At 73.3% G+C, this 24,582-nt stretch carries 22 protein-coding genes; 14 read left to right on the top strand and 8 right to left on the bottom strand.

All coding sequences use genetic code 11. From position 1 onward, the window contains the following. Nucleotides 1-16 precede the first annotated feature (16 nt). Nucleotides 17-634, bottom strand: a complete 618-nt coding sequence (locus ACQEV1_RS23760; RefSeq protein WP_285619102.1) for a TetR/AcrR family transcriptional regulator — start codon at nt 632-634, stop codon at nt 17-19. A gap of 108 nt (nt 635-742) precedes the next feature. Between ACQEV1_RS23760 and ACQEV1_RS23755 the strand changes: the two genes are divergently transcribed. Continuing rightward, the gene (locus ACQEV1_RS23755; protein ID WP_433396189.1) at nt 743-2,077 is read left to right on the top strand and encodes an MFS transporter; all 1,335 of its coding nucleotides are present in this window, start codon (nt 743-745) and stop codon (nt 2,075-2,077) included. Between the two features lie 6 nt (nt 2,078-2,083). Here the strand turns inward: ACQEV1_RS23755 and ACQEV1_RS23750 are convergent, their stop codons facing one another. From ACQEV1_RS23750 to ACQEV1_RS23740, 3 genes are all read right to left on the bottom strand, one after another. Continuing rightward, nucleotides 2,084-3,574, bottom strand: coding sequence for an LCP family protein (locus tag ACQEV1_RS23750; RefSeq protein WP_433396188.1), 1,491 nt, complete (start codon nt 3,572-3,574; stop codon nt 2,084-2,086). A gap of 178 nt (nt 3,575-3,752) precedes the next feature. Continuing rightward, nucleotides 3,753-3,911, bottom strand: coding sequence for a hypothetical protein (locus tag ACQEV1_RS23745; protein ID WP_433396187.1), 159 nt, complete (start codon nt 3,909-3,911; stop codon nt 3,753-3,755). Nucleotides 3,912-4,091: 180 nt separating this feature from the next. Then, complete coding sequence (locus tag ACQEV1_RS23740; protein ID WP_433396186.1) at nt 4,092-5,006, bottom strand: LysR family transcriptional regulator; 915 nt, start codon at nt 5,004-5,006, stop codon at nt 4,092-4,094. A gap of 227 nt (nt 5,007-5,233) precedes the next feature. Here ACQEV1_RS23740 and ACQEV1_RS23735 point away from each other — a divergent pair, with 227 nt between their 5' ends. Next, nucleotides 5,234-6,211, top strand: coding sequence for a PaaI family thioesterase (locus ACQEV1_RS23735; protein WP_433396184.1), 978 nt, complete (start codon nt 5,234-5,236; stop codon nt 6,209-6,211). A gap of 14 nt (nt 6,212-6,225) precedes the next feature. On the opposite strand, the gene ACQEV1_RS23730 is transcribed toward ACQEV1_RS23735, so the two are convergent. After that, nucleotides 6,226-7,710: an FAD/NAD(P)-binding protein gene (locus tag ACQEV1_RS23730; protein ID WP_433396182.1), complete on the bottom strand. Its 1,485-nt coding sequence runs from the start codon at nt 7,708-7,710 to the stop codon at nt 6,226-6,228. A gap of 127 nt (nt 7,711-7,837) precedes the next feature. Here ACQEV1_RS23730 and ACQEV1_RS23725 point away from each other — a divergent pair, with 127 nt between their 5' ends. The 7 genes from ACQEV1_RS23725 to ACQEV1_RS23695 all read left to right on the top strand — a co-directional run bounded on the left by ACQEV1_RS23725 (nt 7,838) and on the right by ACQEV1_RS23695 (nt 15,741). Further along, nucleotides 7,838-9,043: an alpha/beta fold hydrolase gene (locus ACQEV1_RS23725; RefSeq protein ID WP_433396180.1), complete on the top strand. Its 1,206-nt coding sequence runs from the start codon at nt 7,838-7,840 to the stop codon at nt 9,041-9,043. Further along, on the top strand, nt 9,040-10,512 hold the full coding sequence (locus tag ACQEV1_RS23720) for an aldehyde dehydrogenase (RefSeq protein ID WP_285619117.1): 1,473 nt from the start codon (nt 9,040-9,042) through the stop codon (nt 10,510-10,512). The genes ACQEV1_RS23725 and ACQEV1_RS23720 overlap by 4 nt, the downstream gene beginning before the upstream one ends. Before the next feature lie 21 nt (nt 10,513-10,533). Beyond that, a complete protein-coding gene (locus ACQEV1_RS23715) occupies nt 10,534-11,865 on the top strand; it encodes an MFS transporter (RefSeq protein ID WP_285619119.1) in 1,332 nt (443 codons plus the stop codon). After that, on the top strand, nt 11,862-12,764 hold the full coding sequence (locus tag ACQEV1_RS23710; protein WP_285619121.1) for an NAD(P)-dependent oxidoreductase: 903 nt from the start codon (nt 11,862-11,864) through the stop codon (nt 12,762-12,764). The genes ACQEV1_RS23715 and ACQEV1_RS23710 overlap by 4 nt, the downstream gene beginning before the upstream one ends. A gap of 80 nt (nt 12,765-12,844) precedes the next feature. Continuing rightward, nucleotides 12,845-14,299, top strand: coding sequence for an FAD-dependent tricarballylate dehydrogenase TcuA (tcuA, locus tag ACQEV1_RS23705; RefSeq protein WP_433396179.1), 1,455 nt, complete (start codon nt 12,845-12,847; stop codon nt 14,297-14,299). Then, a complete protein-coding gene (locus ACQEV1_RS23700; RefSeq protein ID WP_285619125.1) occupies nt 14,296-15,075 on the top strand; it encodes an N-acyl homoserine lactonase family protein in 780 nt (259 codons plus the stop codon). Before tcuA ends, ACQEV1_RS23700 begins: the two co-directional genes overlap by 4 nt. 33 nt (nt 15,076-15,108) lie before the next feature. Beyond that, nucleotides 15,109-15,741 carry a GntR family transcriptional regulator gene (locus tag ACQEV1_RS23695; RefSeq protein ID WP_285619127.1) on the top strand — a complete coding sequence of 211 codons (633 nt, stop codon included), beginning with the start codon at nt 15,109-15,111 and terminating at the stop codon, nt 15,739-15,741. Nucleotides 15,742-16,129: 388 nt separating this feature from the next. Here the strand turns inward: ACQEV1_RS23695 and ACQEV1_RS23690 are convergent, their stop codons facing one another. Further along, nucleotides 16,130-16,648 carry a hypothetical protein gene (locus ACQEV1_RS23690; protein ID WP_433396176.1) on the bottom strand — a complete coding sequence of 173 codons (519 nt, stop codon included), beginning with the start codon at nt 16,646-16,648 and terminating at the stop codon, nt 16,130-16,132. A gap of 299 nt (nt 16,649-16,947) precedes the next feature. Here ACQEV1_RS23690 and ACQEV1_RS23685 point away from each other — a divergent pair, with 299 nt between their 5' ends. Both ACQEV1_RS23685 and ACQEV1_RS23680 read left to right on the top strand, forming a co-directional pair. Next, nucleotides 16,948-18,546: an FAD-binding protein gene (locus ACQEV1_RS23685; protein ID WP_433396174.1), complete on the top strand. Its 1,599-nt coding sequence runs from the start codon at nt 16,948-16,950 to the stop codon at nt 18,544-18,546. Next, nucleotides 18,543-18,932 (top strand): 4Fe-4S dicluster domain-containing protein, encoded by a 390-nt coding sequence (locus ACQEV1_RS23680; protein WP_285619133.1) that lies wholly within the window; start codon nt 18,543-18,545, stop codon nt 18,930-18,932. Before ACQEV1_RS23685 ends, ACQEV1_RS23680 begins: the two co-directional genes overlap by 4 nt. A gap of 5 nt (nt 18,933-18,937) precedes the next feature. Here ACQEV1_RS23680 and ACQEV1_RS23675 read toward each other — a convergent pair whose 3' ends face one another. Next, the gene (locus tag ACQEV1_RS23675; protein ID WP_285619134.1) at nt 18,938-19,597 is read right to left on the bottom strand and encodes a response regulator; all 660 of its coding nucleotides are present in this window, start codon (nt 19,595-19,597) and stop codon (nt 18,938-18,940) included. After that, the gene (locus ACQEV1_RS23670; RefSeq protein WP_433396172.1) at nt 19,585-20,862 is read right to left on the bottom strand and encodes a sensor histidine kinase; all 1,278 of its coding nucleotides are present in this window, start codon (nt 20,860-20,862) and stop codon (nt 19,585-19,587) included. Before ACQEV1_RS23670 ends, ACQEV1_RS23675 begins: the two co-directional genes overlap by 13 nt. A gap of 170 nt (nt 20,863-21,032) precedes the next feature. Here ACQEV1_RS23670 and ACQEV1_RS23665 point away from each other — a divergent pair, with 170 nt between their 5' ends. From ACQEV1_RS23665 to ACQEV1_RS23655, 3 genes are read left to right on the top strand one after another with little or no spacing between them, the layout of a single operon-like run. Continuing rightward, nucleotides 21,033-21,266 carry a hypothetical protein gene (locus tag ACQEV1_RS23665; protein WP_433396170.1) on the top strand — a complete coding sequence of 78 codons (234 nt, stop codon included), beginning with the start codon at nt 21,033-21,035 and terminating at the stop codon, nt 21,264-21,266. After that, nucleotides 21,263-22,024 carry an ABC transporter ATP-binding protein gene (locus ACQEV1_RS23660; protein ID WP_433396168.1) on the top strand — a complete coding sequence of 254 codons (762 nt, stop codon included), beginning with the start codon at nt 21,263-21,265 and terminating at the stop codon, nt 22,022-22,024. Before ACQEV1_RS23665 ends, ACQEV1_RS23660 begins: the two co-directional genes overlap by 4 nt. A gap of 3 nt (nt 22,025-22,027) precedes the next feature. Then, nucleotides 22,028-24,553, top strand: coding sequence for an FtsX-like permease family protein (locus tag ACQEV1_RS23655; protein ID WP_433396166.1), 2,526 nt, complete (start codon nt 22,028-22,030; stop codon nt 24,551-24,553). Nucleotides 24,554-24,582 lie beyond the last annotated feature (29 nt).

Below are 24,582 nucleotides of genomic sequence, written 5' to 3'. Positions count from 1 at the left end.
GAGGAGACCTCCCCGGTCAGCGTCCCCAGGCGCGCAGGAGCGACGCGACGTGGGCTTCGAGCAGCGGCTCCGGCAGCGGCGCGGGCGTCGTGAGGATCCGCGTGACGACCGGGCCGGCGAGCTGAGCGGCGCTCAGGGCGGTCTCCGGCATGTCCGGCGCGCTCCGGCGGACGCGGTCGAGGACGCCGCGGGCGCTCTCGGTCAGCAGGTCGGCGCCGTGGACCAGCTCGCGTACGGCGGGATCGTGCTGCGCCTCGCCGACCAGCGCCCGGTAGGCGAGCCCCGGAGGCGAGGTGGTGAGGAACTCGGTCAGGGCGGTCAGGTAGGCGAGCAGGTCGCCGGCCGGGTCCGCGTGCGGCGGGACGACGAGTTCCTCACGGGCGTCGGTGAGGCACGCCTCCAGGAGGATCTCGGCCTTGGTGGACCACCACCGGTACACCGTCTGCCGCCCCACGCCGGCCCGCTCGGCGATGCCCTTCATCGTCATCGCCGCGTAGCCGACGTCGACCAGGAGGTCGTCGACGGCGTGGAGCACCGCCCGGCGGGCGCGCTCGCTCCGGGGCCGCCCCATCCGGGCGCCGGGCGCGGCCGGGTCGGTGTTGAGGACCACACCGCGAGTGTAGCGAGACACCATGTCTCGCTATGATACGTTGACTTACGAGTCACCGTGAGCCGTAAGTGGGAAACGCCGACCCGGCGCCGCGGCAACCCATCCCCCCGACCATCGGCGTGAGGTATCCCCATGTGCGCCGCCTGCGGCATCCCCACCCACATGCCCGAAGCCGGGACCGGCCGACCGGCCGTCATCCCACCCGAGCCGGACCTCGCGACCGGCTCCCCGGCGGGCGGCCGCGCCGTGCCGAGATTCGCGGCCCTGCGAAACCGCGACTGCCGCCCGTACCTGTTCGGCGCCGGCCTGGCGATGATGGCCGACAACATCGAGCACGTCATCACGTACTGGGTGCTGTGGCAGAAGTTCCACTCCCCCGCGCTGACCGGCTTCGAGGTCATCAGCCACTGGGTGCCCTTCCTGCTGCTGTCGGTCCTGTTCGGCTCCTGGGCCGACCGGTACGACTGCCGCCGTCTCATCCAGGGCGCGCAGGCGCTGTTCATGTTCGTCTCCATCGCCTGGGGCGTGCTCTTCCTCACCGGATCGCTGCGCGTGTGGGAGGCCTGCCTGCTGCTCGTGCTGCACGGGTGCGCGGGCTCGCTGTGGGCGCCCGCCGAACAGCTGATGCTGCACGACTTCGCCGGCCGCGACGAACTGCCCAGCGCGGTACGGCTCAACGCGACCTTCCGCAGCCTCGGCGTCCTGTTCGGCCCGGTCGTCGGCTCGGCGCTGCTGCTCGGGCTCGGCCCCACCGCCGGCATCTTCGCCAACGTGGCGTTCTACCTGCCGCTGGCCCTGTTCCTGTTCCGCACCCGGTTCACCGGTCACACCCGAGACCAGGGTGCGGCCCGGCCGCGGGTCGGCGTCCTCGGCTCGCTGCGCGTCCTGCGCGACGTTCGCTCCGACCACACCATGGTCAGCATGATCATCCTGGCCGGGCTCGGGTCGTTCTTCGTCGGCGCCTCGCTGCAGTCGGTGATGCCGATCTTCGCCCACGACCTCGGGGCCGGCAGCGCGGGGGCGGCGTACGGGATCCTGCTGTTCGCCAACGGCGCGGGCGGCGTCATCGGCGGCATCCTGCTCGAGGTCACCGGCCGCATCCGGCCGACCGCCAAGGCCGCCGTCATCAGCACCACGATCTACGGCGTGACCAGCCTGTTCTTCGCCACCACCACCAGCTATCCGCTCGCCGTGCTGCTGCTGGTGGCCGGCGGGGTGGCCAACCTGGCGTCGATGTCGATCGGGCAGACCGTCGTACAGCTGCGCGCGTCCGCCGCCGACCGCGGCCGGGTCATCGGCCTGTACGGCATGTCCGCGAACGGGCTGCGGGCCGGAAGCGGCTTCACCGTCGGCCTCGCCGCCGCCGCCATCGGCGTGCACTGGTCGCTCGGCCTCAGTTCCGCCGCGCTGTGCGCGGGCACCCTGGCCGCCGGCGCGTACGCGCTGCGCGCGCGTACGAGCGGCTGAGCGGCCTCAGCAGGCGTTCTTCAGCGAGACCGACGCGCCGGACGACGTCTTCCCGGCGGCCGGTGTCCGGCGCGCTCCGGGCGTCGTGCTCGCCGGCGGGGCGGGTGGCTGAGCGCTCTTGGCGATGGCCTGGGCCGCCGCGCGGCGCATCACCGAGACGATCGCCGCGTCCGCCGGCCGGTCGGTGTGGAACCCCGGGATCTTCGACGGGTCGTAGGAGAGGCTGCTGATGTCGGCGCCGCGCTTGACCGTGCCGGCCAGTTTGACCAGGGCGGGCAGGAGCGCGGCCGGGATGTTGGTGGAGATGGTGCTCTTGGCCGCGTTCGCCAGCTTCTCGAAGTGGGTGACCACCTTCTGCGGGTCGGCCTGGTTCGCGATGTCCCGCATCAGGCACTTCTGCCGGTCCATGCGGTGGAAGTCGTCGTCCGCGTGGCGGGTACGGCCGTACCAGAGGGCGTGCTCGCCGTCCAGGTGGTGCCAGCCGGGCGTCAGGTAGCCCGACGGCGGGATCCCACGGTCCGGGTCGCCGCCGATCGGGAGCGGTTTCCCGTCGGCCGACGCCTGCACGTGCACCTTGACTCCGCCCATCGCGTCCACGATGTCCCTGAAGCCCTCGAGGTTGACCAGCACGTAGTAGTCGAGTTTCAGGCCGGTGAGATAGCCGATGACCTCCTCGAGCAGGTGCGGGCCACGCTGGCCCTTCTTGTAGCCGGGCTCGAGTTCGGGATGCCTCTTCTCGCCCTGGATGTACAGCTCGTTGAGCAGGCAGGCGCCGGCCGGGCAGGTGCCGTTCGGCGGGTAGTCGCCCGTGTAGCCGTTCGGCCAGACCGAGCGCAGCCGCGGCGGCACCTGGAACCGGTAGAGCGCGCGCGGAAGGCTGAGGAGCACCGTGTTGCCGGTCTTGGTGTCGACGCTCGCGACCGTCATGCTGTCCGTGCGGATGCCGGTGCGGTCCTTACCCCCGTCCCCGCCCAGCAGCAGGATGTTGACGCGCGGCCGGTTCTTCCACGGGTCGGCGGCGTTGACGGCCCCGCCGGACTTGTCGTCGCCGGGGAAGATGCTCGACAGCGTGTCGCGCAGCACGTACGTCGCGTTCGCCGCGTACACCAGTGGGGTGCAGACCACCAGCGCCAGGGTCACGACGAGGGCGCCGGCGGTGACCCGCATCGCGCCCGGCAGCCCCCGCGGGCACACGACCTGGAAGGACCGGATCACGATCAACGCCCAGACGACGGCCAGCAGCAGGATGCCGGCGGCGATCGCGTTCAGCCAGGCGCCCTGGACCACCATCTGCTTGAGCCGCTCCTGAAAGGCCAGCGCCGCCGTTGCCGCGCCGAACACCAGCAACCCGAGCAGGGCCATGAGCGAGAACCCCGCGGCGCGGCGTCCCGCCGCGACGTGGGCGACGCCCCAGACCACCGCCGAGGCGAGGGTCAGTCCGAGGGCGCGCCAGAGCCCGGCGATGGGAACGGGCGGGCGGCCGCCACGTCGTGCCATGACATCTCCTCTGCTCGTCGCGTCTCATGCGAGATCAGCGCACGGGGCTCGCTGAGGCGGGCAGCGAGGCTTGGCACCGGGCGTCATTGTGCAGCAGAGTCGGTCACGCTGGCGGAAATTTACCTAAATCTGGTACAAGCCGACGAAAGCCTCACGGTGGTCGCCCGACACCGCCGGGTCACCGCATCAGCCCGCGGATCACCGCCGCGCGGTCGGTGAGGCCGCGCCGGCGGGCGATGGCGAGCCGCAGGTCGAGCGGTGGCACACGCACCCGGCGGCCCCGCCACGCGACCGTCTCCAGGGAGGCCGCGGCCCACCGCCCGAACTCGTTCGGCACCGCCTTCGCCGCGGGCGACGTCGCCGGTCGCGGAGAGCCGCCGGACGTAGGAACCGTCACCGGCCGGCCGCCGGCCCATCGGCACGAGCCGCTCACCGCAGACCGGGTCGCGTGTCGTGACGACGAACTCCGCGACGCCCTCCAGCACGCGCAGGGGCGTGGCCAGATCGTCCCCCACGCTCACGTCTCCCCCTCGCCCCCGTCACGGCACGACCCGTTGTCGGCGGCGACGAGCTCGGCGAACTCGGTGGCGAGAGGGCTGAGGACGTTCCACTGGCGGACGGCCCAGCCGACGGTGAGCGGGGTCAGGGCGGGGATGGGAACGGCGCGGATCGGGCTGTCGGGCGGGGTGACGAGCCTCGGCAGGGCGGGCAGGATCGCATGGCCGATGCCGAGCTCGGCGAGCAGCACCGCGGTGTCCCAGTCGGCCACCCCGGCCGGTGTGGGCGGGCCCGCCCCCAGCCGGATGAAGTCCTCCTCCAGGCGGCGCCGGGAGGCCGAGTTCTCCGGGTGGGCGATGTAGCGGATGGCCGCCAGGTCGGCGGGCTCGAGCGAGTCCCGCGCGGCCAGCGGATCGTCGGCGTGGACCACCAGCACCCAGGGCAGGTCGACGACCGGCCGCTGCCGGATCTGGGGCAACGGCCGATCGAGGGTGACCCACGCCAGGTCGGCGCCCCCGCCGTGCAGCAGCTCGACGCATCGCCGCGTCGACTGGGCCGAACGGAACTCCAGGCCGACGTGCGGATACCGGTGGCGGAAGGCGGAGATCGCGCCGGCCATGAAGTGGCGTACGGTGACGCCGCCGGTGGTGACGCTGACCGTGCCGCCGTGCCCGTCGCGGAGCTCGCCGAGCCGCCGGAGCGCGACGTCGAGGGCGCCGATACCGCCGAGCGCCGCCTCGTACAGGATCCGTCCCGCCGGAGTCGCCGCCACGCCGCGGGGCCGTCGTTCGATCAGCGCCACGCCGGTCTCCCGTTCGAGGCGTTTGACGTGCTGGCTCACCGCCGACTGGGTGCAGGAATGGGCGCGGGCGACGGCGCTGAGATTTCCGGCCTCGTACACGGCGATGAACACCCGCAGGTCGTCGAGAGTCACCGACCCAAGCTATCGCTGGGGTGATCCCCAGGAAAGCCAGGAATTGACTCGGGCCACACCCGGCTTCGAGGATGGCGGCAACGGCCGGGCCCCAGGGCCCGCGGCCGTGGCGGCAACCCGCTCGTGGCGCCGGTCCGGCGCCGTCCGGCGACCCCGGGGCGTACGGTCACCGGCACCGGTGGCGTCGCGGGCGGGCGCCGACCGACTTGTCAGTGAGGACACGCGACATGACCCTGCACGAGCTGGAGAGGCTGAGCCGGGAGCTCGGCGGCGCGAGCAGCCCGCTGGACGGCCGGCTGGGCATCGAGTACCTGGAGGCCACGACCGGCCGGGTGGTCGCCCGGATGCCGGTGGAGGGCAACACGCAGGTGTACGGCGTGCTGCACGGCGGCGCGTCGTGCGCCCTCGCCGAGGCCGTCGGTTCCTGCGCCGCCGCGATCCACGCGGGTCCGGGCCGGACGGCCGTCGGCATCGAGATCAACGCGACCCACCACCGGCCCGCCGGCTCCGGCCACGTCACGGCCGTGGCCACGGTGTCGCACGCCGGGCGGACGCTGGTCACCTGCGACGTCGTCATCACCGACGAGCAGGACCGCAGGGTCTGCACGGCGCGGGTCACCTCGATGCTGTGCGACCGCCCGCGCGATCCGGAGCCGGACATCGCCGACGAGGAGCCGCGGATCGCCCCCGTGGTCGAGAGGCTGGCCTCGCGCGGCGCGGCCGAGATCGCGCATCCGGGCGGCACTCTGCTGGCCCATCTGGAGCGGGTGCACGCGCTGCTCGCGGAGTGGGGCGCACGGCCGGCGCTACGCCTCGCCGGGCTCTGTCACGCCTACTACGGCACCGACGGCTTCGCCACCGCGCTCGGCGACCCGGACCACCGGGACGAGCTGACCGCCCTCATCGGCGAGGAGGCGGAAGGCCTCGTCCACTTCTACGCCGGCTGCGACCGCCGTTTCTCCCACCCCGGCCTCGCCGATCCCGCGGGGCCGTTCCGTGACCGCTTCACCGGAGCCGTGCTGCAACCGCCGCTCGCCCTGCGGCGGGACTTCGCCGAGCTCACCGCCGCGAACGAGCTGGACGTCATGCGGGCGAACCCCGACCTTCACGCCCGGTACGGGCCGGAGCTTCTCGACCTGTTCACCTCGTGGCGTGCCCTCCTGAGCGTCCCCGCCTGGCAGGCCGTCCGGGCGACGCTGCGCTGACCCGGCGGCGCCGGTCAGCCCGCCGTCGCTCGGGAACCCGTCACCGGGAAGCCGTCGTGAAGGGTCGCCGGAGTACGCGCGGCCGGGCGGACCTGGGCCGGAACCGGCGTGGCGGCGACCGCGTGGAGAACGTGCGGCGCGAGCGCCGCCGCCTGCGCCCGGATCTCCGGGATCGCCGTGGTCTCGTACCGCAGGCCGCGCAGCGGCGGACCGAGAGCGAAGATCTTCTCCTGCGGCCGGCCCGCGCCGTCGAGGAGCGCGCCGGTCTCGTCGGCGTCCAGGCCGAGTCGCAGCGGGTCGGGTCGCGCCAGCCCCGCGGTGATGAGGCCGCACAGGAGCGGGTCGCCGCTGACGTCGGCGGCCGGGCCGGTGCCGTTCACGAACCAGCCGACGCGCAGTTCGCGTTCGCCGCCGCCCTCATCGAGCCGGACCGTCACCTCGTCCGGGCCGGGCGTGGCGGACAGCAGCCGTCCGCGCAGCAGCCGGAGACGGCCGGCGGCGCGGAACGCGTCGATCCGGTCGGCCGTGGCGGGAGGAATGCGGTGCCGGTGGACCTCCCAGTAGCGGGCCACCAGCGTCAGGAAACGGCGCCGGTCCTCGACGCTGAGGCGTGCCCACAGCGACGGGACCTGGGGCCGCAGGGCGTCGACCACGCCGTGCCAGTCGCCGCCTGCCGCCGTGACGGCGGCGCGGACCGCGGCGAGGAGACCGGACAGCCGTAGCTCGCCCTCGGGTACGGGCGCCTCCACCGGAGGCGCCGGCGTACATCGGTGCCGCCGGGGCAGCAGACCGTGCCGCGAGACCGCGTACACCACGGCGTCCGGATGCGCGCCCAGCACGCTGATCGCCACGTCGACCATGGTCAGTCCGGTGCCGAGGATGAGGACCGGGGCGCCGTCGTGGATCGGGGCGAGCGCGCCGGGCGCCCACGGATCGGCGATGTGACGGCGGCCGTACGCGGTGACCCGTCCCGCGGCGGGCGGGCGGTTGCCCGTGGCGAGCACGACGGCGTCGGCGTCGATCCGGCCGCCGTTCGCCAGGTGCGCGCGCACCGGCCCGTACGGCTCCGGCCGGTTCAGCGCGGTGACCGTGCCCGTGAGCCGCGCCAGCCGTCCGCCCGGGAGGGTGCGGCCGGCCACGTCGTCGAGCAGTTCCCGCAGGTAGCGTCCGTACTCGCCCCGTGGGATGAAGGTCGATCCGGCCGCCTCCAGCCCGGCCCGCCCGGTCCAGCGCCGCAGGTGGTCGGGGTCGTCGGCCAGGGCGCTCATCGCGGCCGCGCCGGCGTTCAGGAGGTGCCGGGGATCGGTCGTCGCGTACGCCTGTCCCATGCCGTGCCGCCCGTCGCGGTCGATCAGCGCGACCCGGAGCGGCACCCCGGAGCCGGTCGCGCGGCGCAGCAGGTGCACGGCGGTCAGGGTGCCGCTCGCACCTCCGCCGACGATGGCGACCACGGGCACGCGGTGCCGCACGGCACCCGCCCTGGCTGGAGAAAGAGTCACCGTAGCAGCTTAGTTGGTATTTCCGACAAGGAATATAGGTAAACGGCTCTCACCCGGAAACATGCCGTTGACTTTGGACGGCATGCCTCTGTATACAAAGGGATACAACGGTGTGCGAGGAGACGAGATGATCGACGGAAAGCTCTGGCGGGAGACCTGCGCGACGGACGAGCGCCTGGCCCTCGCGTCCGGCGCGGAGGTGTCCTTCACGGCCTGCGGTGTCGACTTCGTCTTCGGAGCGGGGTCCGGCGCGCCGGCCTTCGAGCTGCGGGCGCCCGACGCCGCCTGGCAACGCTTCTTCCAGCGCGTCCCGCCGCCCTGGTACCAGAGCTTCTTCGGCATGCTCATGCGGGTTCCCGGCACGGAGATCCACGGCGACGAACTCGCCTTCGCCCAGCACGCGCACCTCGTACGCCGGGTGCTCGAGATCGGCCGGACCCTCGCGTCCGGTGAGCCGGAGCCGGTGGCCGGCCCGCTGCCCGAGGCGCACGCCACGACCGGCGGCTACACGACCGTGCGGCTGGACGGCGTGCCGCACCGCGTCTTCTACGAGGAGTCGGGGACGGGGCCGGACATGATCTTCCTGCACACCGCCGGCGCCGACTCCCGCCAGTTCACGTACCTGATGAACGACGACCGGCTGCGCGCGAACCGCCACATGGTCGCCTTCGACCTGCCGTGGCACGGCCGTTCGGCGCCGCCGCCCGGCGCGGCGCCGGGGACGTACGCGCTGACCACGGACCGCTACGCCGAGACGGTGGTGGCGCTGGCGGACGCGCTGGGCCTGCACCGCCCGGTGGTGGTCGGCGCCTCGATGGCCGGGGAGATCTGCCTGGAGCTGGCGCTCCGTCACCCGGACCGGTTCGGCGGGGTCGTCGCCTGCGAGGCCAGCGACAAGGTGCCCGGCCGCCAGGTCTCCTGGGCCCGCGACCCGCGCGTCGACCAGACGCTGTTCGTGCCGGAGTGGGTCGACGGGCTGATGGCCCCGCAGAGCCCGGCCGAGTACCGCGCCGAGGTCTGGTGGGGCTACAGCCAGGGCGGACACGGCACATTCGCCGGTGACATCCTCTTCTACAGTGGGGACTGGGACGCCACCGACCGCGTGGCCGGCATCGACACCGGCCGCTGCCCCGTGGTGATGCTGACCGGGGAGTACGACTACTCGTGCACCGCGGAGATGTCCCGTCGCACCGCGGAGAAGATCCCCGGCGCCGCGTTCGCGGTGATGCCCCGGCTCGGCCACTTCCCGCACGCCGAGAACCCTCCGCTGTTCGTCCCGCACCTGCTGGACGCCCTTTCCCTGATCGACGACCGTACGGAGCGGCTCGCATGAACCAGTTGATGCTCATCGGCGGGCAACGGGTGCCCGCGTCGGCCGGGCGGACCCTGCCCGCCACCGACCCGTTCCGGGGCACGGAGATCGCCCGCATCCCCGACGCCTCACCGGCGGACGTCGCCGACGCCGTGGCCGCCGCGCGGGCGGCCTTCGACGGCGGATGGTCCACCACACCCGGCGTGCGCCGCGCGGAGCTGCTGCACCGCCTGGCCGACCTGCTGGTCGAGCGTGCCGGTGACTTCGCCCGGCTGGAGACCAGCGACAACGGCAAGCTGCTGCGCGAGACGAGCAACCAGGCGCGGTTCGCCGCCCGCAACTACCGGTTCTTCGCCGGCTACGCCGACAAGCTGTACGGCCGCACGATCCCGCTCGACTCTCCGGACACGCTGGACTACACGACGGCCGAGCCGATCGGCGTCGCCGCGCTGATCACCGCGTGGAACTCCCCGATGCAGCTGCTGGCCAACAAGCTCGCCCCGGCGCTGGCGGCGGGCAACTGCGTGGTGATCAAGCCGTCCGAGCACGCGTCGCTGACCACCCTGGCGATGGCGGACCTGGTCGAGGAGGCCGGCTTCCCGCCGGGCGTGGTGAACATCGTGACGGGCGGGGCCGACGCCGGGCAGGCCCTGTCCGGGCACCCCGGCCTCGACCGGATCAGCTTCACCGGCAGCGTGCCGACCGGGCAGGCCATCGCCACGGCGGCCGCGAAGAACCTCGTGCCGGTGACGCTGGAGCTCGGCGGAAAGTCGCCCAACATCGTCTTCGCCGACGCCGATCTCGACCGCGCAGTGATCGGCGCGGTGGCCGGGATCTTCGCGGCGGGCGGGCAGACCTGCATCGCGGGCAGCCGGCTGCTCGTGCAGGACTCCGTCTACGACAAGGTGGTCGCGGCGGTGGCCGAGCGGGCCCGCGCGATCCGCCTCGGCGACCCGATGCTCGAGCCCACCCAGCTCGGCCCGGTCGCGAACCGCCCGCAGTTCGACCGGATCCGGCGGGCGATCACGAACGGCGCCGACGGCGGCGCCGTGGCCCTGACCGGGCTGGAACCCCTGGCCGACCCGGAGCTGGGCGCCGGGCTGTTCGTCCGGCCGACCGTGTTCGCCGAGGTGGACAACGCCTCGCCGCTGGCACGTGAGGAGATCTTCGGTCCCGTGCTGAGCGCGATCCGCTTCAGCGACGAGGACGAGGCCGTCGCCATCGCCAACGACAGCGAGTTCGGCCTCGCCTCCGGCGTGTGGACCAATGACCTGACCCGCGCCCACCGGGTCGCCAGGCGGATCGTCGCCGGCACCGTCTGGGTCAACACCTACCGGTCCAGCGCCGCGCAGGCTCCGTTCGGCGGCACGAAGAAGTCCGGCTACGGCCGGGAACGCGGCGCCGAGGCGCTGAGCGAGTACCTGACCACCAAGAACGTGATGATCGACCTTTCCGGGACCAGCGGAGACCCCTTCTCCATTCGCACCTGAGGCACCACGCCGGAGACGACCATGACCGAAGCCGTCATCCCCACCGCGCCCCCACGCGAACGCCTGTCCGCCGAGAGCAGGCGGAGCACCGTGGGCGCCTTCCTCGGCTACTTCGTCGACTTCTACGACATCTACCTGCCCACGATCGCGCTCGCGCCCGCGCTGGCCTACTTCCAGCCCAAGGACCTCGGCACGGTCGCGAGCACGACGATCTACTACGTCACCTTCGTCGTGACCCTGATCGGCCGGCCCGTCGGCGCGGCGTTCTTCGGTCACCTGGCCGACTCGATCGGCCGGAAGCGCACCACCGTCGTCGCCATCGGCGGCTTCGGCGTCGTCACGCTGCTGATCGGCCTTCTGCCCGGGTACGGGTCGTGGGGCTGGTTCGCGATCGTCGCGCTGATCCTGCTGCGGTTCGTCGACGGGGTGTTCCTCGGCGGTGAGTACACCGCCGCGGTGCCCCTGGCGATGGAGCGCGCGCCCCAGAGCCGCCGCGCCGAGGTGTCGGCGCGGATCATGCTGGGCTACCCGTTCGCGTTCATCGCGATCAGCGCGCTGACCACGCTCATGCTGTTCGTCGCGCCGACCGCGTCCGGGGCGTACCTGAGCTGGGGCTGGCGGGTGCCGTTCTTCGTCGGCGCGCTGCTGTCGGTGGCGGTGCTGCTGTACTTCCGCCGCGTCGAGGACGACGAGCCCGCCGCGGCCGGATCACCGGAGTCGCCGCTGCGCGCGCTGTTCGCGCGAGGGCCGAACCGCCGCAGCCTCGGGCAGATCTTCCTGCTGATGACGGGCATGTGGCTGTCGCTGCAGACGGCGGTGTCGATGATGCCCGGCCTGCTGACGAAGGTGCTGAAGCTGCCGAGCACCGCGGTCACCGTCGGCACGATGACGATGTTCGCCGTACTGGCGGTCGTCTACCTCGGCGTGGGCCGGCTCGCCGAGCGGATCGGGCGGCGGGCGGTGCTGGTCCTGTTCGCCGCCCTCACCGCGACCGTGGTGCCCGTCGTGTACTGGGTGATGATCGCGAACTCCGACCCGGGCGGGGGCAGCGTCGGCACGCTCGTGCTCGCCGGAGTGGTGGTCGTGATCGCGAACGCGCCGTGGTGCATCCTCAGCGCCTACCTGCCGGAACGCTTCCCGCCCGGGGTCCGCGCGTCGGGCTTCGGCGTGGGTTACACCTTCGCCGTGCTGATCCCCTCCTGCTACAGCTTCTTCCTCCTCTGGCTGGACGCCCTGCTGCCCTACAAGTACACGCAGATCCCTCTCGTGGTGCTCGGCGGGCTGCTCGCGCTGGCCGGGGCGCTGATGGGCCCGGAGACCAAGCACGCCGACCTGACGAGAGGAGCCCGATGACCATCTCGCTGTGCGGGCTGGGCAACATGGGCGGTGCGATCGCCGGCCGCCTCGCCGCCCACGACACGCTGCTGGCCTACGACGTCGACGCCGAGCGCGTCGCGCGGGCGGCGGAGACACCGAACGTCACGCCCGCCGAACTCGCCGGACTGTCCTCCTCGGACATCGTCGTGCTGTCGTTGCCGACACCGAAGATCTCACTGGAGGTCATCGGCACGCTCGCGCCGAAGATGCGCCCCGGCAGCGTGATCGTCGAGACCAGCACGGTCAACCCCGCCGATGTCCACGAGCAGGTACGCCGGTGCGACGAGCACGGTGTCGGCCTGGTCGACGCGGCGATCCTGTCCGGAGTCGCCCAGATGGCGAACGGCAGGGCCACGCTGCTGGTCGGCGGGCGCGAGCCGGACGTGCGCAAGGCGGAGCCGGTCCTGCGGGCGATGTCGGAGCGGATCATGCGCTTCGGCGAACCCGGCAGCGGCATGGCCGCCAAGGTGATCAACAACGCGGTGGCGCACGCGGTCATGGTCGTGCTGGTCGAGGCCGGGGCGCTGGCGGCGGCGACCGGGGTGTCCGGCGGCGAGCTGGTCGAGCTGCTCACCGGACCGGACGCCGGGCTGACCCGCCCGCTGACCCACCGGTTCGCCGAGCGGATCCTGCGCGGGGACTACGAGGGCGGGATGCCCACCGAGGCCGCCCGCAAGGACTCGACCCTCGCGCTGGCGATGGCGCAGCAGACCGGCGTGCCGCTGTTCGCCGTGCAGAGCGCGCACACGGTCTACGAGCTGGGCGTCGCCCAGGGACTCGGCCGGCTGGACTACGCCGCGATCGCGACGCTGTGGGAGCAGTGGACCGGCCGCCCGATGAACGAGACGACACAGGAAACAGGGGATGACTCGTGAGTGAGCGAAGCGAGCGAACCAAAGAAACACGCGTGCCTGGTCACTCCTCCGGCGAAGGAGGACTCCCAACCGATTACGACGTGATCGTGGTCGGGGGCGGCAACGCCGGATTCAGCGCGGCGCACGCGGCCTCCGAACGGGGGGCGCGGGTCCTGCTGCTGGAGAAGGCGCCGGCCGAGGAGGCCGGCGGGAACTCCTTCTACACGGCGGGGGCCTTCCGCGTCGCGTTCGACGACATCGCGGACCTGGCCGACCTGCTCGACCCGGCGACGACCGGCCGGATGGCCGAGACGGTCGTCCCGGCCTATCCCGCCGGCGCCTTCGAGCACGACATGGAGCGGGTCACCGAGGGCCGCTGCGATCCCGTGCTGACCAAGCTGCTCGTGACCCGGTCCGCGGAGACGCTGCGGTGGCTCGCGGGCAAGGGGCTGCGGTGGCGGCTGATGTACGAACGCCAGTCCTATGTCTCCCACGGCAAGTGGGTCTTCTTCGGCGGCCTCTACATCGGCTCCGTGGACGGTGGCAAGGGCCTGATCGCCCAGCACACGGAGGCCGCGCTCCGGGAGGGCGTGCAGATCAGGTACGGCGCGCGCGTGGACCGGCTCGACCTGGGCGCCGGCCGCGGTGTGGCCTACCGCGACGCCGACGGCGCCGAGCACACGGTGACCGCGGACGCGATCGTGCTGGCCGCCGGCGGGTTCGAGGCGGACCCGGAGATGCGGGCGCGGCACATGGGCGAGGAGTGGCGGCACGCCTACGTCCGCGGCTGCCCGACGAACACCGGTGACCTCCTGCGGCTGGCGCTGGAGGCCGGCGCCGCGCCGTACGGCGACTGGGCCTCCTGCCACAGCACGGCCTGGGACGCCGGCGCGGACCCGGCCGGCGGCGACCGGGTGCTGACCAACCAGCTGACGCGGCAGAGCTACCCGATCGGCATCGTCGTCAACCGGGACGGCCGCCGGTTCCTGGACGAGGGCGCCGACTACCGCAACTACACCTACGCCAAGTACGGCCGGGAGATCCTCAAGCAGCCGGGCGGCCGCGCGTTCCAGCTCTTCGACGCCAAGACCCGGCCGCTGCTGCGCAGTGAGGAGTACGACTCGACGCCGATCACCGGAGCGCAGGCCGGCAGCCTGGACGAACTGGCCGCCGAGCTCGGCATCGACCCGGCGGGCCTGGCGCGGACCGTCCGCGAGTTCAACGCGTCCATCGTCGACGTCCCGTTCGACCCGGCGGTGAAGGACGGCCGCGCCGCGCGCGTCGAGCCGCCCAAGTCGAACTGGGCGCAGGCGCTGGACACCCCGCCGTACCACGGTTACTCCGTGGGCTGCGGCATCACCTTCACGTTCGGCGGGCTGCACATCGACGAGTCGGCGAACGTGCTCGACGGCGCCGGCCGCCCGATCGAGGGCCTGTACGCCGCGGGAGAGATGGTCGGCGGGCTGTTCTCCGGCAACTACCCCGGCGGCAGCGGCCTCACCTCGGGCGCGGTGTTCGGCCGGCTGGCCGGCCTCCACGCGGCGGGGGCCCGATGACCTGGCAGGTGTACGCCGTCCGGTTCGCCCACCGGGACGCGTCGGTCCGCGGCGAGCACTTCTACGGGCACGATCCGTGCGCCCTGGACAGGTTCCCGATCTCGTACTACGTGTGGCTGGCGGTGTCCGGCGACGAGGCGGTGCTGTTCGACGCCGGGTTCACGCCGGAGACCGCGGCCCGCCGGGGGAACCGCGAGTACCTGCGGTCCCCGATGGACACCATCCGGTCGCTGGGCGTCGACCCGGACACGATCCCCCACGTCGTGCTCAGCCACCTGCACTACGACCACACCGGGCACCTCCGCGACTTCCCGGGGGCACGGATCGTGCTGCAGGAACGCGAGCTGGCGTTCTGGACGTCCCGGCACGCGTCCCGGGGCGAGCACGCTCACCTGGCCGAACCCGGGGACGTCGCCTACCTCGTGGAGCAGAATCTCACCGGCCGCGTGCGGCTGGTCGACGGCGTGCACGAGGTGGCGCCGGGGGTGACCGCGCACCGTCTCGGCGGGCACACCCCCGGCCTGCAGGTCCTGCGCGTGGCCACCGAGGCGGGGCACGTCGTGCTGGCCGCGGACGGCTCGCACTTCTACGAGAACATCGGGCGCGACCGGCCGTACGCCGTGGTCAACCACCTGCCGTCGATGTACGAGGCGTTCGACGCGATGCGGGCGCTGGCCGGCGCGGAGGAGCTCATCGTCCCGGGCCACGACCCGCGGGTGCTCGACCGGTTCCCCGCCGTGACGGGCCTCGAGGGGATCGCCGCCCGGATAGCCTGACTGCATACGGGTGTATGCGAGAGGTGAGGGTCAGTGCAGGCGGATGTCTACGAACGGTTGCGGGCGGAGATCGTGGCCGGGGTGTTCGACGCGGGCGCTCCGCTGCCCGAGGTCGCGCTCGCCGATCGCTACGGCACCTCCCGCACTCCCGTGCGGGAGGCGCTGCGGCGTCTCGAACAGGACGGCCTGGTGGAGCGGGGCGACCGCGGCATGCGCGTGCGCGGACGCAGCCCGGAGGAGATCCTGGAGATCTATGAGGCCCGGATCGCGCTGGAGGCCACGGCGGCCGGCGCCGCGGCCGAGCGCCGCACCGAACTGGACCTGATCCGCGTCCGCGCCGCACAGGACGCCATGGCCGCGACCTCGACCGACGACCCGGTGGCGATGGCGATGGCGAACCGCGCCGTGCACGAGGCCATCTGGGCGGCCGGACACAACGGGACGATCGTCGACCTGCTGACCCGGCTCAACAACCACCTCACCCGCTACCCCGCCACGACCCTCTCCAGCACCGGCCGGTGGGAGGAGGCCCTGCGGGAGCACGAGGAGATCATCACCGCCGTCGGCGCGGGCGACCGGGAGAAGGCCGCGGAACTGGCCGGCCGGCACATGACCAAGGCCCGCGACATCCGCCTCCGGATCTACCGCGAGGAGATCATCGGCTGAGAGCCGGTCGCGGGACGGCGAGCCGTCGGGCCGTCGGTCGCCGAAGGGCGGACACACTCGGCGTTGCGGTGGGAAGGGGATAATCACGGCCGGGTGCGGCTGTCGGGTTCAGCGCCGTCGCCTCGGCGATGTTGCTGGAGTCCGCATCACGGTCGTCGGACCAACGGCGCCATTCCGGGGGGCCCGGAAGGCGCGACTTGCCAGTCGGCCGGCCATACGTGATTGCTGTTGGGGTGGCTGGCCCAGTATGTCTCTGGTGCAGTCATTTTCTGCTCGGTGGCAATGCCGTCGTGCGGCAGAGCGAGGTGGCGGGCCAGGAGACGTTGAGCAGCGATTCGCACCTGGAGTTCTTGTTTGACGTCGCTGTCATCGTGGCCGTTTCCCTCCATCATGTCACCAGGCTCTTCGCCGAAGAAGACTGTCGGCCACCGATAGGTGCCAACGGAGCTGGATCGAAGGGCATTCGAAGATAGGCACAGACGACATCAATGACAGTTTGCCGGTGTTCCTGGTGGTCTTGAGCGAGACGTTCGAGGGAGTACAGGCCACCGAGACGAACCGGGGCGTTGACGTGTCCGAGCTGCTCAACGGCTCTGGCGTACGGCTCGGTGACGCGACGCTGGGTCGCGTCATAGGCGGTATCCCGAGCGACTTCCTCGGCATGGGCCTGGGTGACATGGGCGAGGTCTTCGGCGTGCGCCTGAGTCCGTTCGCTCAGCCACTGACGGCGCATCGCGAGCAGTAACGCGGCGGCACCGCCCGTCCCGGCCCCGACGGTCAGGCCATCCTTGATCGCTTCAAGCCGTAACGAAGCATCACGCCTGGCGATCGACAATAGCCAAAGCGTCGTGACCGTTGCGGAAAGGGCAACGGCTGCGGCACTGATGACCGCGACCCACCAGGGCATCGTCCGCAGAGGAGCCCGCTCGCTCCGATCGGCCTGACCGCTCACAAATACGTTCCTTTCCCCCATCGGTTGACCATCACCGTAACTCGCCTTGTCTCAGCGCCAGCCGAGATCTTCCGAACTTCGACCACGGCTCCGAAGCGGTAGCCGCGTTCACACCGCCGGCGGCTCGCCGATCCTCGTCCGGGGCGCCGCCGCACGTGATCTCCGAGATCCTCGGCCACGCCGGAATCACGATCGCCAAGCGCGATTTCTCGATCGATGACTGGATCATTACCGAGAAGGGCAAATGATCGGACATGCGGCTCCACACCGACGTGCTCGTGCTGGGTGGCGGCCCGGCCGGGGCCTGGGCGGCGATCGCGGCGGCGGGCGCGGGCGCCGACGTGGTCCTCGCCGACAAGGGCTACTGCGGCACCAGCGGCGCGACCGCCTCCGGCGGCAACAACCTGTGGTACCTGCCGGAGGACCCGGACGTCCGCGACGCCGCGATGGCCGAGCGGGAGGCGGCCGGGGGCGGTCTCACCGACCGCACCTGGATGACCCGTGTGCAGGAGGAGACGTACCGCCAGGTCAACCGGCTCGCCGGCTGGGGGTACCGGTTTCCGTCGGACGAGCACGGGCGAGAGCGGCGCAACACGCTGCAGGGGCCGGAGTACATGCGCCGCATGCGCGGCCGGGTGCGGCGGTCCGGTGTCCGCGTCCTCGACCACCATCCGGCGCTGGAGCTGCTGACCGACTCCGCCGGGGTCGTGTCGGGCGCGGCCGGGCTGCGCCGTCAGGAGGGCTGGGAGCGCTACGAGGTACGGGCCGGGGCGGTCGTGCTGGCCACCGGCGGGTGCGCGTTCCTGTCCGGCGCCTTCGGGCTCAACGTCGACACCGGCGACGGGCACCTCATGGCGGCCGAGCTCGGGGCGGAGCTGTCGGGGATGGAGTTCTCCGCGGTGTACGGCCTCTCCCCCGCGTACGGGAACCACACCAAGGGCCTGATGATGCACTACGCCAGCTACTACGAGCCGGACGGCACGCCGATCGCGTTCGACGCGCCCGGCGACGCCCGCGTCCGGCTCGCGCGGCTGGCGGCCGAGGGCCGGCCGGTGTACGCCCGGCTCGACCGGGCTCCCCCGGCGCTCCGCCGGCTGATGCGCGACTCACAGCCGAACTACTTCCTGCCTCTGGACAAGGCCGGCATCGACCCGTTCACCACGCGTTATCCGGTGCGGTTCGTCTATGAGGGCACCGTCCGCGGCACGGGCGGGCTGCGGATCGTCGACGCCGGATGCGCGACGACCGTCCCCGGCCTGTACGCGGCCGGTGACGTGGCCACCCGCGAGCTGATCACCGGGGCGGCGAGCGGCGGCGGCAGCTTCAACGGCGCCTGGGCGATCTCCTCGGGCACCTGGGCGGGGGCGGCCGCGGCACGGTTCGCCGCCGCCCGCGGGACGCCCCGCGGGGAACCGCGGGCGAACGGGCGGGCGGGGCTGCGGCCCGCAGGCGACACCGGGCTCTCGGGGGCCGACGTCGTACGGGCGGTGCAGGAGGAGGTGCTGCCGCTGGAGCGCAACCTCTTCCGCGACGCCGAGGGGCTCGCGGCCTCGCTCGCCTCCCTGGACCCGCTGTGGGAGCGTGCGAAGACCGGCCTCGCCGGAACGGACGGCCGTACGACACTGCGGGCGCGCGAGGCCGCGTCGCTGGTGGCACACGCCAGGTGGATGTACCGGGCCGCCCTGGTCCGCGAGGAGTCGCGCGGCGTGCACCTGCGGGACGACCGGCCGGAACGCGATCCGGCGCTGCGGCGCCGGATCCTCACCGGCGGGCTGGACGAGGTCTGGACCGCCCTCGACCCGGTCGCTCCGGTCGGTCCGCCCGCCGTGGCCGGGACGGGGAGGACCGCGTGATCGAGGTCGTGAGCCACGAGCGGTGCGTCGCCTGCGACGTCTGCGTCAAGGTCTGCCCGATGGACGTCTTCGAGCGGGGGCCGGACGGCGTCCCGGTCATCGCCCGGCAGTCCGACTGCCAGACGTGCTTCATATGCGAGGCCTACTGCCCGGTCGACGCCCTGTTCGTCGCGCCGCTGTCCGCCCCCGCGCCGGCGGGCTCGGCCTACACCGACGAGGCCTGGCTGAGCCGCTCGGGCCGCCTGGGAGCGTACCGCCGGGCGATCGGCTGGGGCCGCGGCCGCACCCCCGGCTCGACCGCCGACCGCAGCTTCGTCTTCACCGCCGGCATGTCCGGCCAGCCCGGCCGCCGTCCCCCGCCCGAACCCGGCGACCGCGCGGGCTGAGTCGTTCAGGCGCGGCGCTGGGTGTTCTCCAGGTAGCGCAGGACCGCGGTGACACGGCGGTCGGCGCGATCGGTCGGGGCCAGGTCGAGTTTGGCGAAGATGCTCCGGATGTGCTTGTGCACCGCGCCCTCGGTCACGAACAGGCGTTCGGCGATCGCCGTGTTGCCCAGGCCCTCGGCCATCAGGGCGAGTACGTCGCGTTCGCGGGCGGTCAGGCGGTCCAGTGCGGTGTCCGGGCGGGTGCGGGTGAGCAGCTGGGCGACGACCTCCGGGTCGATGGCCGTGCCCCCGTCCGCCACCCGGTGCAGCGCGTCGAGGAACTGCTCCACCCGGCCGACCCGTTCCTTCAGCAGGTACCCGAGACGGGCCGCGCCGCCCGCGAGCAGGTCGGTGGCGAACGCCTGTTCCACGTACGCCGACAGCACCAGCACGGCGAGGCCGGGCAGGCGGTGCCGCGCCTCGACGGCCGCCTTGATGCCCTCGTCGGTGTGGGTCGGCGGCATCCGTACGTCGACGATGGCGACGTCGGGCCCGTGCGTGTCGACGGCCGTCAGGAAGGACTCCGGGTCCTCCGTCGTGGCCACCACGTCGAGCGACTCGGCGCGCAGCAGCAGCGCCAGCCCCTCGCGCAGCAGCGGGTCGTCTTCGGCGATCACAATCCGCATGGCAGTTCCACCTGGAGAATCGTCGGGCCGCCGGGCGGGCTGGTCAGGGCGAGGCGACCGTCGTGGGCCTCGACCCGGCGGCGTATACCGGTGATGCCGGAGCCCTCGTGCTCGTCCGCGCCGCCGACGCCGTCGTCCTCGATCCGCAGGGACAGCTCCTGCCCCTGCCGGCGTACGGTCACCGTGGCGTGCCGGGCCCGGCTGTGCTTGGCGATGTTGGTGAGTGCCTCGGCCGCCACGAAGTACGTGGTCGCCTCGACGGAGGCGGCGCACCGGCCGGGCACGTCGACGTCGACCCTGCAGTCGACGCCGCAGTCCGACGCGAGCCCGGCCAGCGCGCCGGCGAGCCCCCGGTCGGCGAGTACGGGCGGCAGGATGCCGCGGACGACCGTGCGCAGTTCGGCGAGCGCCTGTTCGGCGGCCTGCTGCGCGCGTTCGAGCATCTCGTCGGCGCTCGAGGGGTCCCGGGCGAGGGCACGGCGGGTCGCGCCGAGCAGTACGGTGACGGCGACGAGCCGGTTCTGCGTGCCGTCGTGCAGCGAGCGTTCGATCCGCCGCAGCTCCGTGGCGTGGGCGTCGAGCGCGGCCGCGCGGGTCGCGGACAGCTGGGCGACGCGCAGCGACAGGTCGACCTCACCCGAGGGCGCAAGGAGCCGCGTCCCCGGCCGCGCCTGCAGCCGTGCCATTCCGGGCCCGAGGATCACGAAGAGGACGCACAGCGCCACGCCGAGGAGCGCGACCACCAGCGCGCCGGACTCGTCGTTCACGGTCCAGGACACCACGGTCGGTGTATTGGGCTCGTCGGCCGGCAGCCACCGCCACCACAGCGGGAACGTGACGTCCTGCACGGTGTACACCACGAGCACCACCGCCGTGACGCTGAGCAACAGCCCGAGCGTGCCGTGGACGAACAGCCAGCGCACCTCCCGCCGGCCGTCCGGGTCGGCGAGAGCGGCGCGGATATGGGTGGGCGGAGGCGTCGCCGGACCGATGATCGCCGGCCCCCACCGGGAGAGCCGGGCGCGCTCCCGCTCGGCGATGGAGCGTACGACCCGCGGCGCGCTGGGCGCCAGCAGCCGGCGCAGGCCGGCGAGGCACCCCAGTGCGACGACCGCCAGCCACAGCAGTGCGGCGAACGCCAGCAGGGCGGTGCCGAAACCGCCGACGAGATGTTCGAGCGCGTCGATGAGCGCACGGACGCGCGTCTTCACGTGCCGCCGGCCGGTCCGTGCCGGGGCGACCGTTTCTGGCGGGTTCGCCGGCATCGGTACCTCCTTCGGCGAGTGACCTTAGGACACCGGGCCGATCCCTGTCAGTTCCCCGGGAAAGGAGTACAGCCTGCTGTACCGCGATCGACTCGTTGGCTGGATCGTCTCGGCGGATCGCCGCTCCTAGCGTTGTGGCCCGTCACCCCCCAGCGAGCGAGGAGCACGCCGTGACCGATCCGTACCGCATCACCGAGGCACATGAGACGCCGCCCGACTCCCCGAACGAGCGGGGCGGGATCGTACGGCCGGTGCTGTGGCTGCTGCTGGTGGTCAGCGCGGCCGGCAACATGGTGACCTCGACCACCGGCGTCAACGTGTTCGTGGGCGTGGCGTTCGGGGTGGCCACGCTGGCCTGCGGCGCCGCCCTGATCATCCAGCACTACCGGCGGCGGTCCGAATGAGGACCGTGGCCGAGCGCGGGCCCGCGCCCACGGCGCGTCAGGCGCCCGCCGTGGCGCTGCGGGACGTCACCAAGGTCTACCCGGGCGGCGTCCGCGCCCTCGACGGCGTGTCCGTCACCGTGGAGCGCGGCGCGTTCGTCGCGATCATGGGCCCGTCCGGATCGGGCAAGAGCACGCTGATGCATTGTGCCGCCGGCCTGGACACGCCGACCGGTGGGAGCGTCTCCGTCGACGGCGTCGCCATCGACGGGCTGAACGAGACCCGGCGCACCGAGCTGCGCCGCGAACGCGTCGGGTTCGTGTTCCAGTCGTACAACCTGGTGCCCTCGCTCAGCGTCGCGGACAACATCACGCTGCCGCTGCGGCTGGCGGGCCGGGCGCCCGACCACGACTGGGTGCGTCTGCTGGTCGAACGGGTCGGGCTGGGCGGCCGGCTCGGACACCGGCCGGCCGAGCTGTCCGGCGGGCAGCAGCAGCGCGCCGCCATCGCCCGCGCGCTGGTGACCCGGCCCGCGGTCGTGTTCGGCGACGAACCGACCGGCGCGCTGGACCTGAAGACCGCGCGTGAGGTGCTCGGCCTGCTGCGGGACCTCGTCTCGGGCCTGGGTCAGACCGTCGTGATGGTGACCCACGACCCGGCCGCCGCCGCCCGCGCCGACCAGGTCCTGGTCATGGCGGACGGACGCCTGCGAGAGACGCTGCACCGGCCCACCGCCACCGAGCTGGCACACCGCATCACCACCCTGGAATCGGAGTAAGCGATGCTGCACCTGGCGTTGCGCATGGCCCGCCACCGGATCGCCGCGTTGGCGGCGATCGCCTGCGCCGCCCTCGGCGGCGCGGCCTTCGTCACCGGCATCGGGGTGCTGGCCGAGTCGGGGTTCCGCTCGCACGCCCCGGTCGAGCGGCTCGCCGGGGCCGATGTCGTCGTCTCGGCCGCCCAGACGTACCGCCCGAAGGGCGACCTGGCCGTCGGGCTGCCCGAGCGCGCCCGGGTGCCGCGTGAGCTGACCGCGCGGCTGGCGCGGCTGCCCGGCGTGACCGCGGCGGTCGGCGACGTGAGCTTCCCGGCCGCCGTCCTCGACCGGCGCGGCGCGGTCCTGCCCGCCGCGGTCACCGGGGACCCGGCCACCGCCGGGCACGGATGGTCCTCGACCGGGCTGCCGGACCGCCTTCGGGTGTCCGGCGCGGCCCCGGCGGGTCCCGGTGACGTCGCCCTGGACGCGCGCACCGCGGCCGCCGCGGGCGTGGCGCCGGGTGGCCGGGTGTCCGTGGTCGCGGCCGGTCACCGCGCGACGTACCGGGTCTCGGCCGTGGTCGGCGGCTCCGGCGGCGGGATCTTCTTCACCGACGCGACCGCGGCGAGCCTGGGCGGGCGGGGCCGGGTCGACCTGGTCGCGCTGCGGACCGCCCCCGGCGCCCGCGACTCCGTCGCGGAGCGGGCCCGTGCCATCGCGGGGCCGGCCGGGCTGGTCGTGTCCACCGGGGCGGCGCGGGGCGACGTCGAGGCCCCCGACGCGATGGCCGGGCGCGGCGCCCTGCCGCTGTTCGCCGGTTCGCTCGCCGGGGTCACCCTGCTCGTCGTCGGGTTCATCGTGGGCGGCTCGCTGGCCGTCTCGATCGGCGCCCAGCGACGGGACCTCGCCCTCCTCCGCGCCGTCGGCGCGACGCCCCGCCAGGTCCGCCGTCTCGCCGCCGCGCAGGCCGTCGTCGTCGCGGCCGCCGCGCTGGTCCCCGGCATCCCCCTCGGGTACCTGCTGGCCGACCGGCTCCGGGCGCTGCTGGTGTTCGCCGGCATGGTCCCCTCCTCGCTGCCGCTGACCTTCAGCCCGCTGCCCGCGGTCGCCGCCGCCCTCCTGCTGCTCCTCGTCGTACGGGCCTCGGCCTGGTGCGCGGCGCTGCGCACGTCGCGGATGGCGGCCACCGAGGCGGTCGCCGAGTCGCGCAGCGAGCCCCGTACGCCGTCCCGTGGCCGTGCCCTCGCCGGGTTCCTGCTGATGGCCGCGGCCACCGTCATGTCCGTCGCCCCCCTGCTGACGCGGACGGAGCAGGGCGCCGCCGTGACCGCCTTCGCCGGCATCGTCGCGACGATCGGCCTCGGGCTCGCCGGGCCGGTGGTGGTCGGCCGGATCAGCCGGACGCTCGCGCGGAGGCTGCCCGCCGGGGTGTCCGCGCCGACGTGGCTGGCCGTGGCGAACAGCCGCGGGTACGCCCTGCGCGTCGCGAGCGCCGTCACCACACTCGCCATGGCGGTGGTGTTCACGCTGACCTACGCGCTGACCCAGACGACGATGCTCAAGGCCACGTCGAACGACGTCGCGTCCGCCACCCGCGCCCAGTTCACGATGACCGCGCCCGGGCTGGGCGGGCTGCCCGACGACCTGGCGGCCGCCGTACGGGCCACGCCTGGCGTGCGGGCCGTCGCCCCGGTCAGCGGCACCACGGTCATCTGGACCTACAAGATGCTGGGCGACGACGAGACCGACTACCACTCCGCGCCGATCCTGTCCCCGGCCGCGTCGTCGGTCCTCGACCTCGGCGTACGGTCCGGCGACCTGGCGCATCTCACCGGCGCGACGGTCGCCGTGGACGCCGGGGCCGCCAGGTCGCGGAACGCGTCGCTGGGCGGCACGGTGAACCTGGTGCTCGGCGACGGCGCCCCGGTCACCGCCCGCGTCGTGGCGATCTACTCGCGCGGCCTGGGATTCGGCCCGGTGGTGATCTCCCGTGACCTCGCCGCCGGGCACACCACCACGGGGCTCGACCAGAGCCTGCTGATCCGCACCGACGGCTCGGACGCGGCCGCGCGCGGCCTGACCGCCCTCGCCTCCGGGCGCCCGGGGCTGGCGCTCGGCCGGGCGTACGGCGCGCCGGACGGCGCGTACGGGGTGCCGCCGGAGCTGTGGATCAACATCGCGATCCTCGCGGTGCTGCTCGGCTACCTCCTCCTCGGCATCGCCAACAAGCTGATCGCGAGTACCGTCCAGCGCCGTCACGAGATCGCCGCGCTGCAGCTGATCGGCGCGACGCCCGGGCAGATCCGCTCGATGATGCGCCGGGAGGCGACGCTGATCTGCGTCGTCGCGCTCGGCACGGGACTGCTGCTGTCCGTCGTACCGCTCGTGCTCCTGGCCGCCGGATTCCTGCACCGCCCGTGGCCGGCCGGGCCGCTGTGGCTGTTCCCCGCCATCGCGGCCGTGGTCGCCGCGCTGGCCTTCCTCACGATGGAGGTGCCCACCCGCCGCGCCCTGCGCACCCCACCGGCCCAGGCGCTCACCCGCGCCTGATGATTAGAACGCCTGCTCGGAGGCAGAAA

It is taken from the genome of Actinoallomurus sp. CA-142502 (assembly GCF_050936355.1).
Taxonomy (GTDB): Bacteria; Actinomycetota; Actinomycetes; order Streptosporangiales; family Streptosporangiaceae; genus Actinoallomurus; species Actinoallomurus iriomotensis.
This window is presented reverse-complemented; position numbering and strand designations above follow the sequence as displayed.

Bases quoted from the DNA above. Each gene is read 5' to 3' on its own strand.
- ACQEV1_RS23720 (WP_285619117.1), top strand. From the start codon at position 9,040: ATGAACCAGTTGATGCTCATCGGCGGGCAACGGGTGCCCGCGTCGGCC.
- ACQEV1_RS23725 (WP_433396180.1), top strand. From the start codon at position 7,838: ATGATCGACGGAAAGCTCTGGCGGGAGACCTGCGCGACGGACGAGCGC.
- ACQEV1_RS23675 (WP_285619134.1), bottom strand. From the start codon at position 19,597: ATGCGGATTGTGATCGCCGAAGACGACCCGCTGCTGCGCGAGGGGCTG.
- ACQEV1_RS23660 (WP_433396168.1), top strand. From the start codon at position 21,263: ATGAGGACCGTGGCCGAGCGCGGGCCCGCGCCCACGGCGCGTCAGGCG.
- ACQEV1_RS23715 (WP_285619119.1), top strand. From the start codon at position 10,534: ATGACCGAAGCCGTCATCCCCACCGCGCCCCCACGCGAACGCCTGTCC.
- ACQEV1_RS23655 (WP_433396166.1), top strand. From the start codon at position 22,028: ATGCTGCACCTGGCGTTGCGCATGGCCCGCCACCGGATCGCCGCGTTG.
- ACQEV1_RS23755 (WP_433396189.1), top strand. From the start codon at position 743: ATGTGCGCCGCCTGCGGCATCCCCACCCACATGCCCGAAGCCGGGACC.
- ACQEV1_RS23685 (WP_433396174.1), top strand. From the start codon at position 16,948: ATGCGGCTCCACACCGACGTGCTCGTGCTGGGTGGCGGCCCGGCCGGG.
- ACQEV1_RS23750 (WP_433396188.1), bottom strand. From the start codon at position 3,574: ATGGCACGACGTGGCGGCCGCCCGCCCGTTCCCATCGCCGGGCTCTGG.
- ACQEV1_RS23700 (WP_285619125.1), top strand. From the start codon at position 14,296: ATGACCTGGCAGGTGTACGCCGTCCGGTTCGCCCACCGGGACGCGTCG.
- ACQEV1_RS23690 (WP_433396176.1), bottom strand. From the start codon at position 16,648: ATGCCCTGGTGGGTCGCGGTCATCAGTGCCGCAGCCGTTGCCCTTTCC.
- ACQEV1_RS23670 (WP_433396172.1), bottom strand. From the start codon at position 20,862: ATGCCGGCGAACCCGCCAGAAACGGTCGCCCCGGCACGGACCGGCCGG.
- ACQEV1_RS23710 (WP_285619121.1), top strand. From the start codon at position 11,862: ATGACCATCTCGCTGTGCGGGCTGGGCAACATGGGCGGTGCGATCGCC.
- ACQEV1_RS23735 (WP_433396184.1), top strand. From the start codon at position 5,234: ATGACCCTGCACGAGCTGGAGAGGCTGAGCCGGGAGCTCGGCGGCGCG.
- ACQEV1_RS23760 (WP_285619102.1), bottom strand. From the start codon at position 634: ATGGTGTCTCGCTACACTCGCGGTGTGGTCCTCAACACCGACCCGGCC.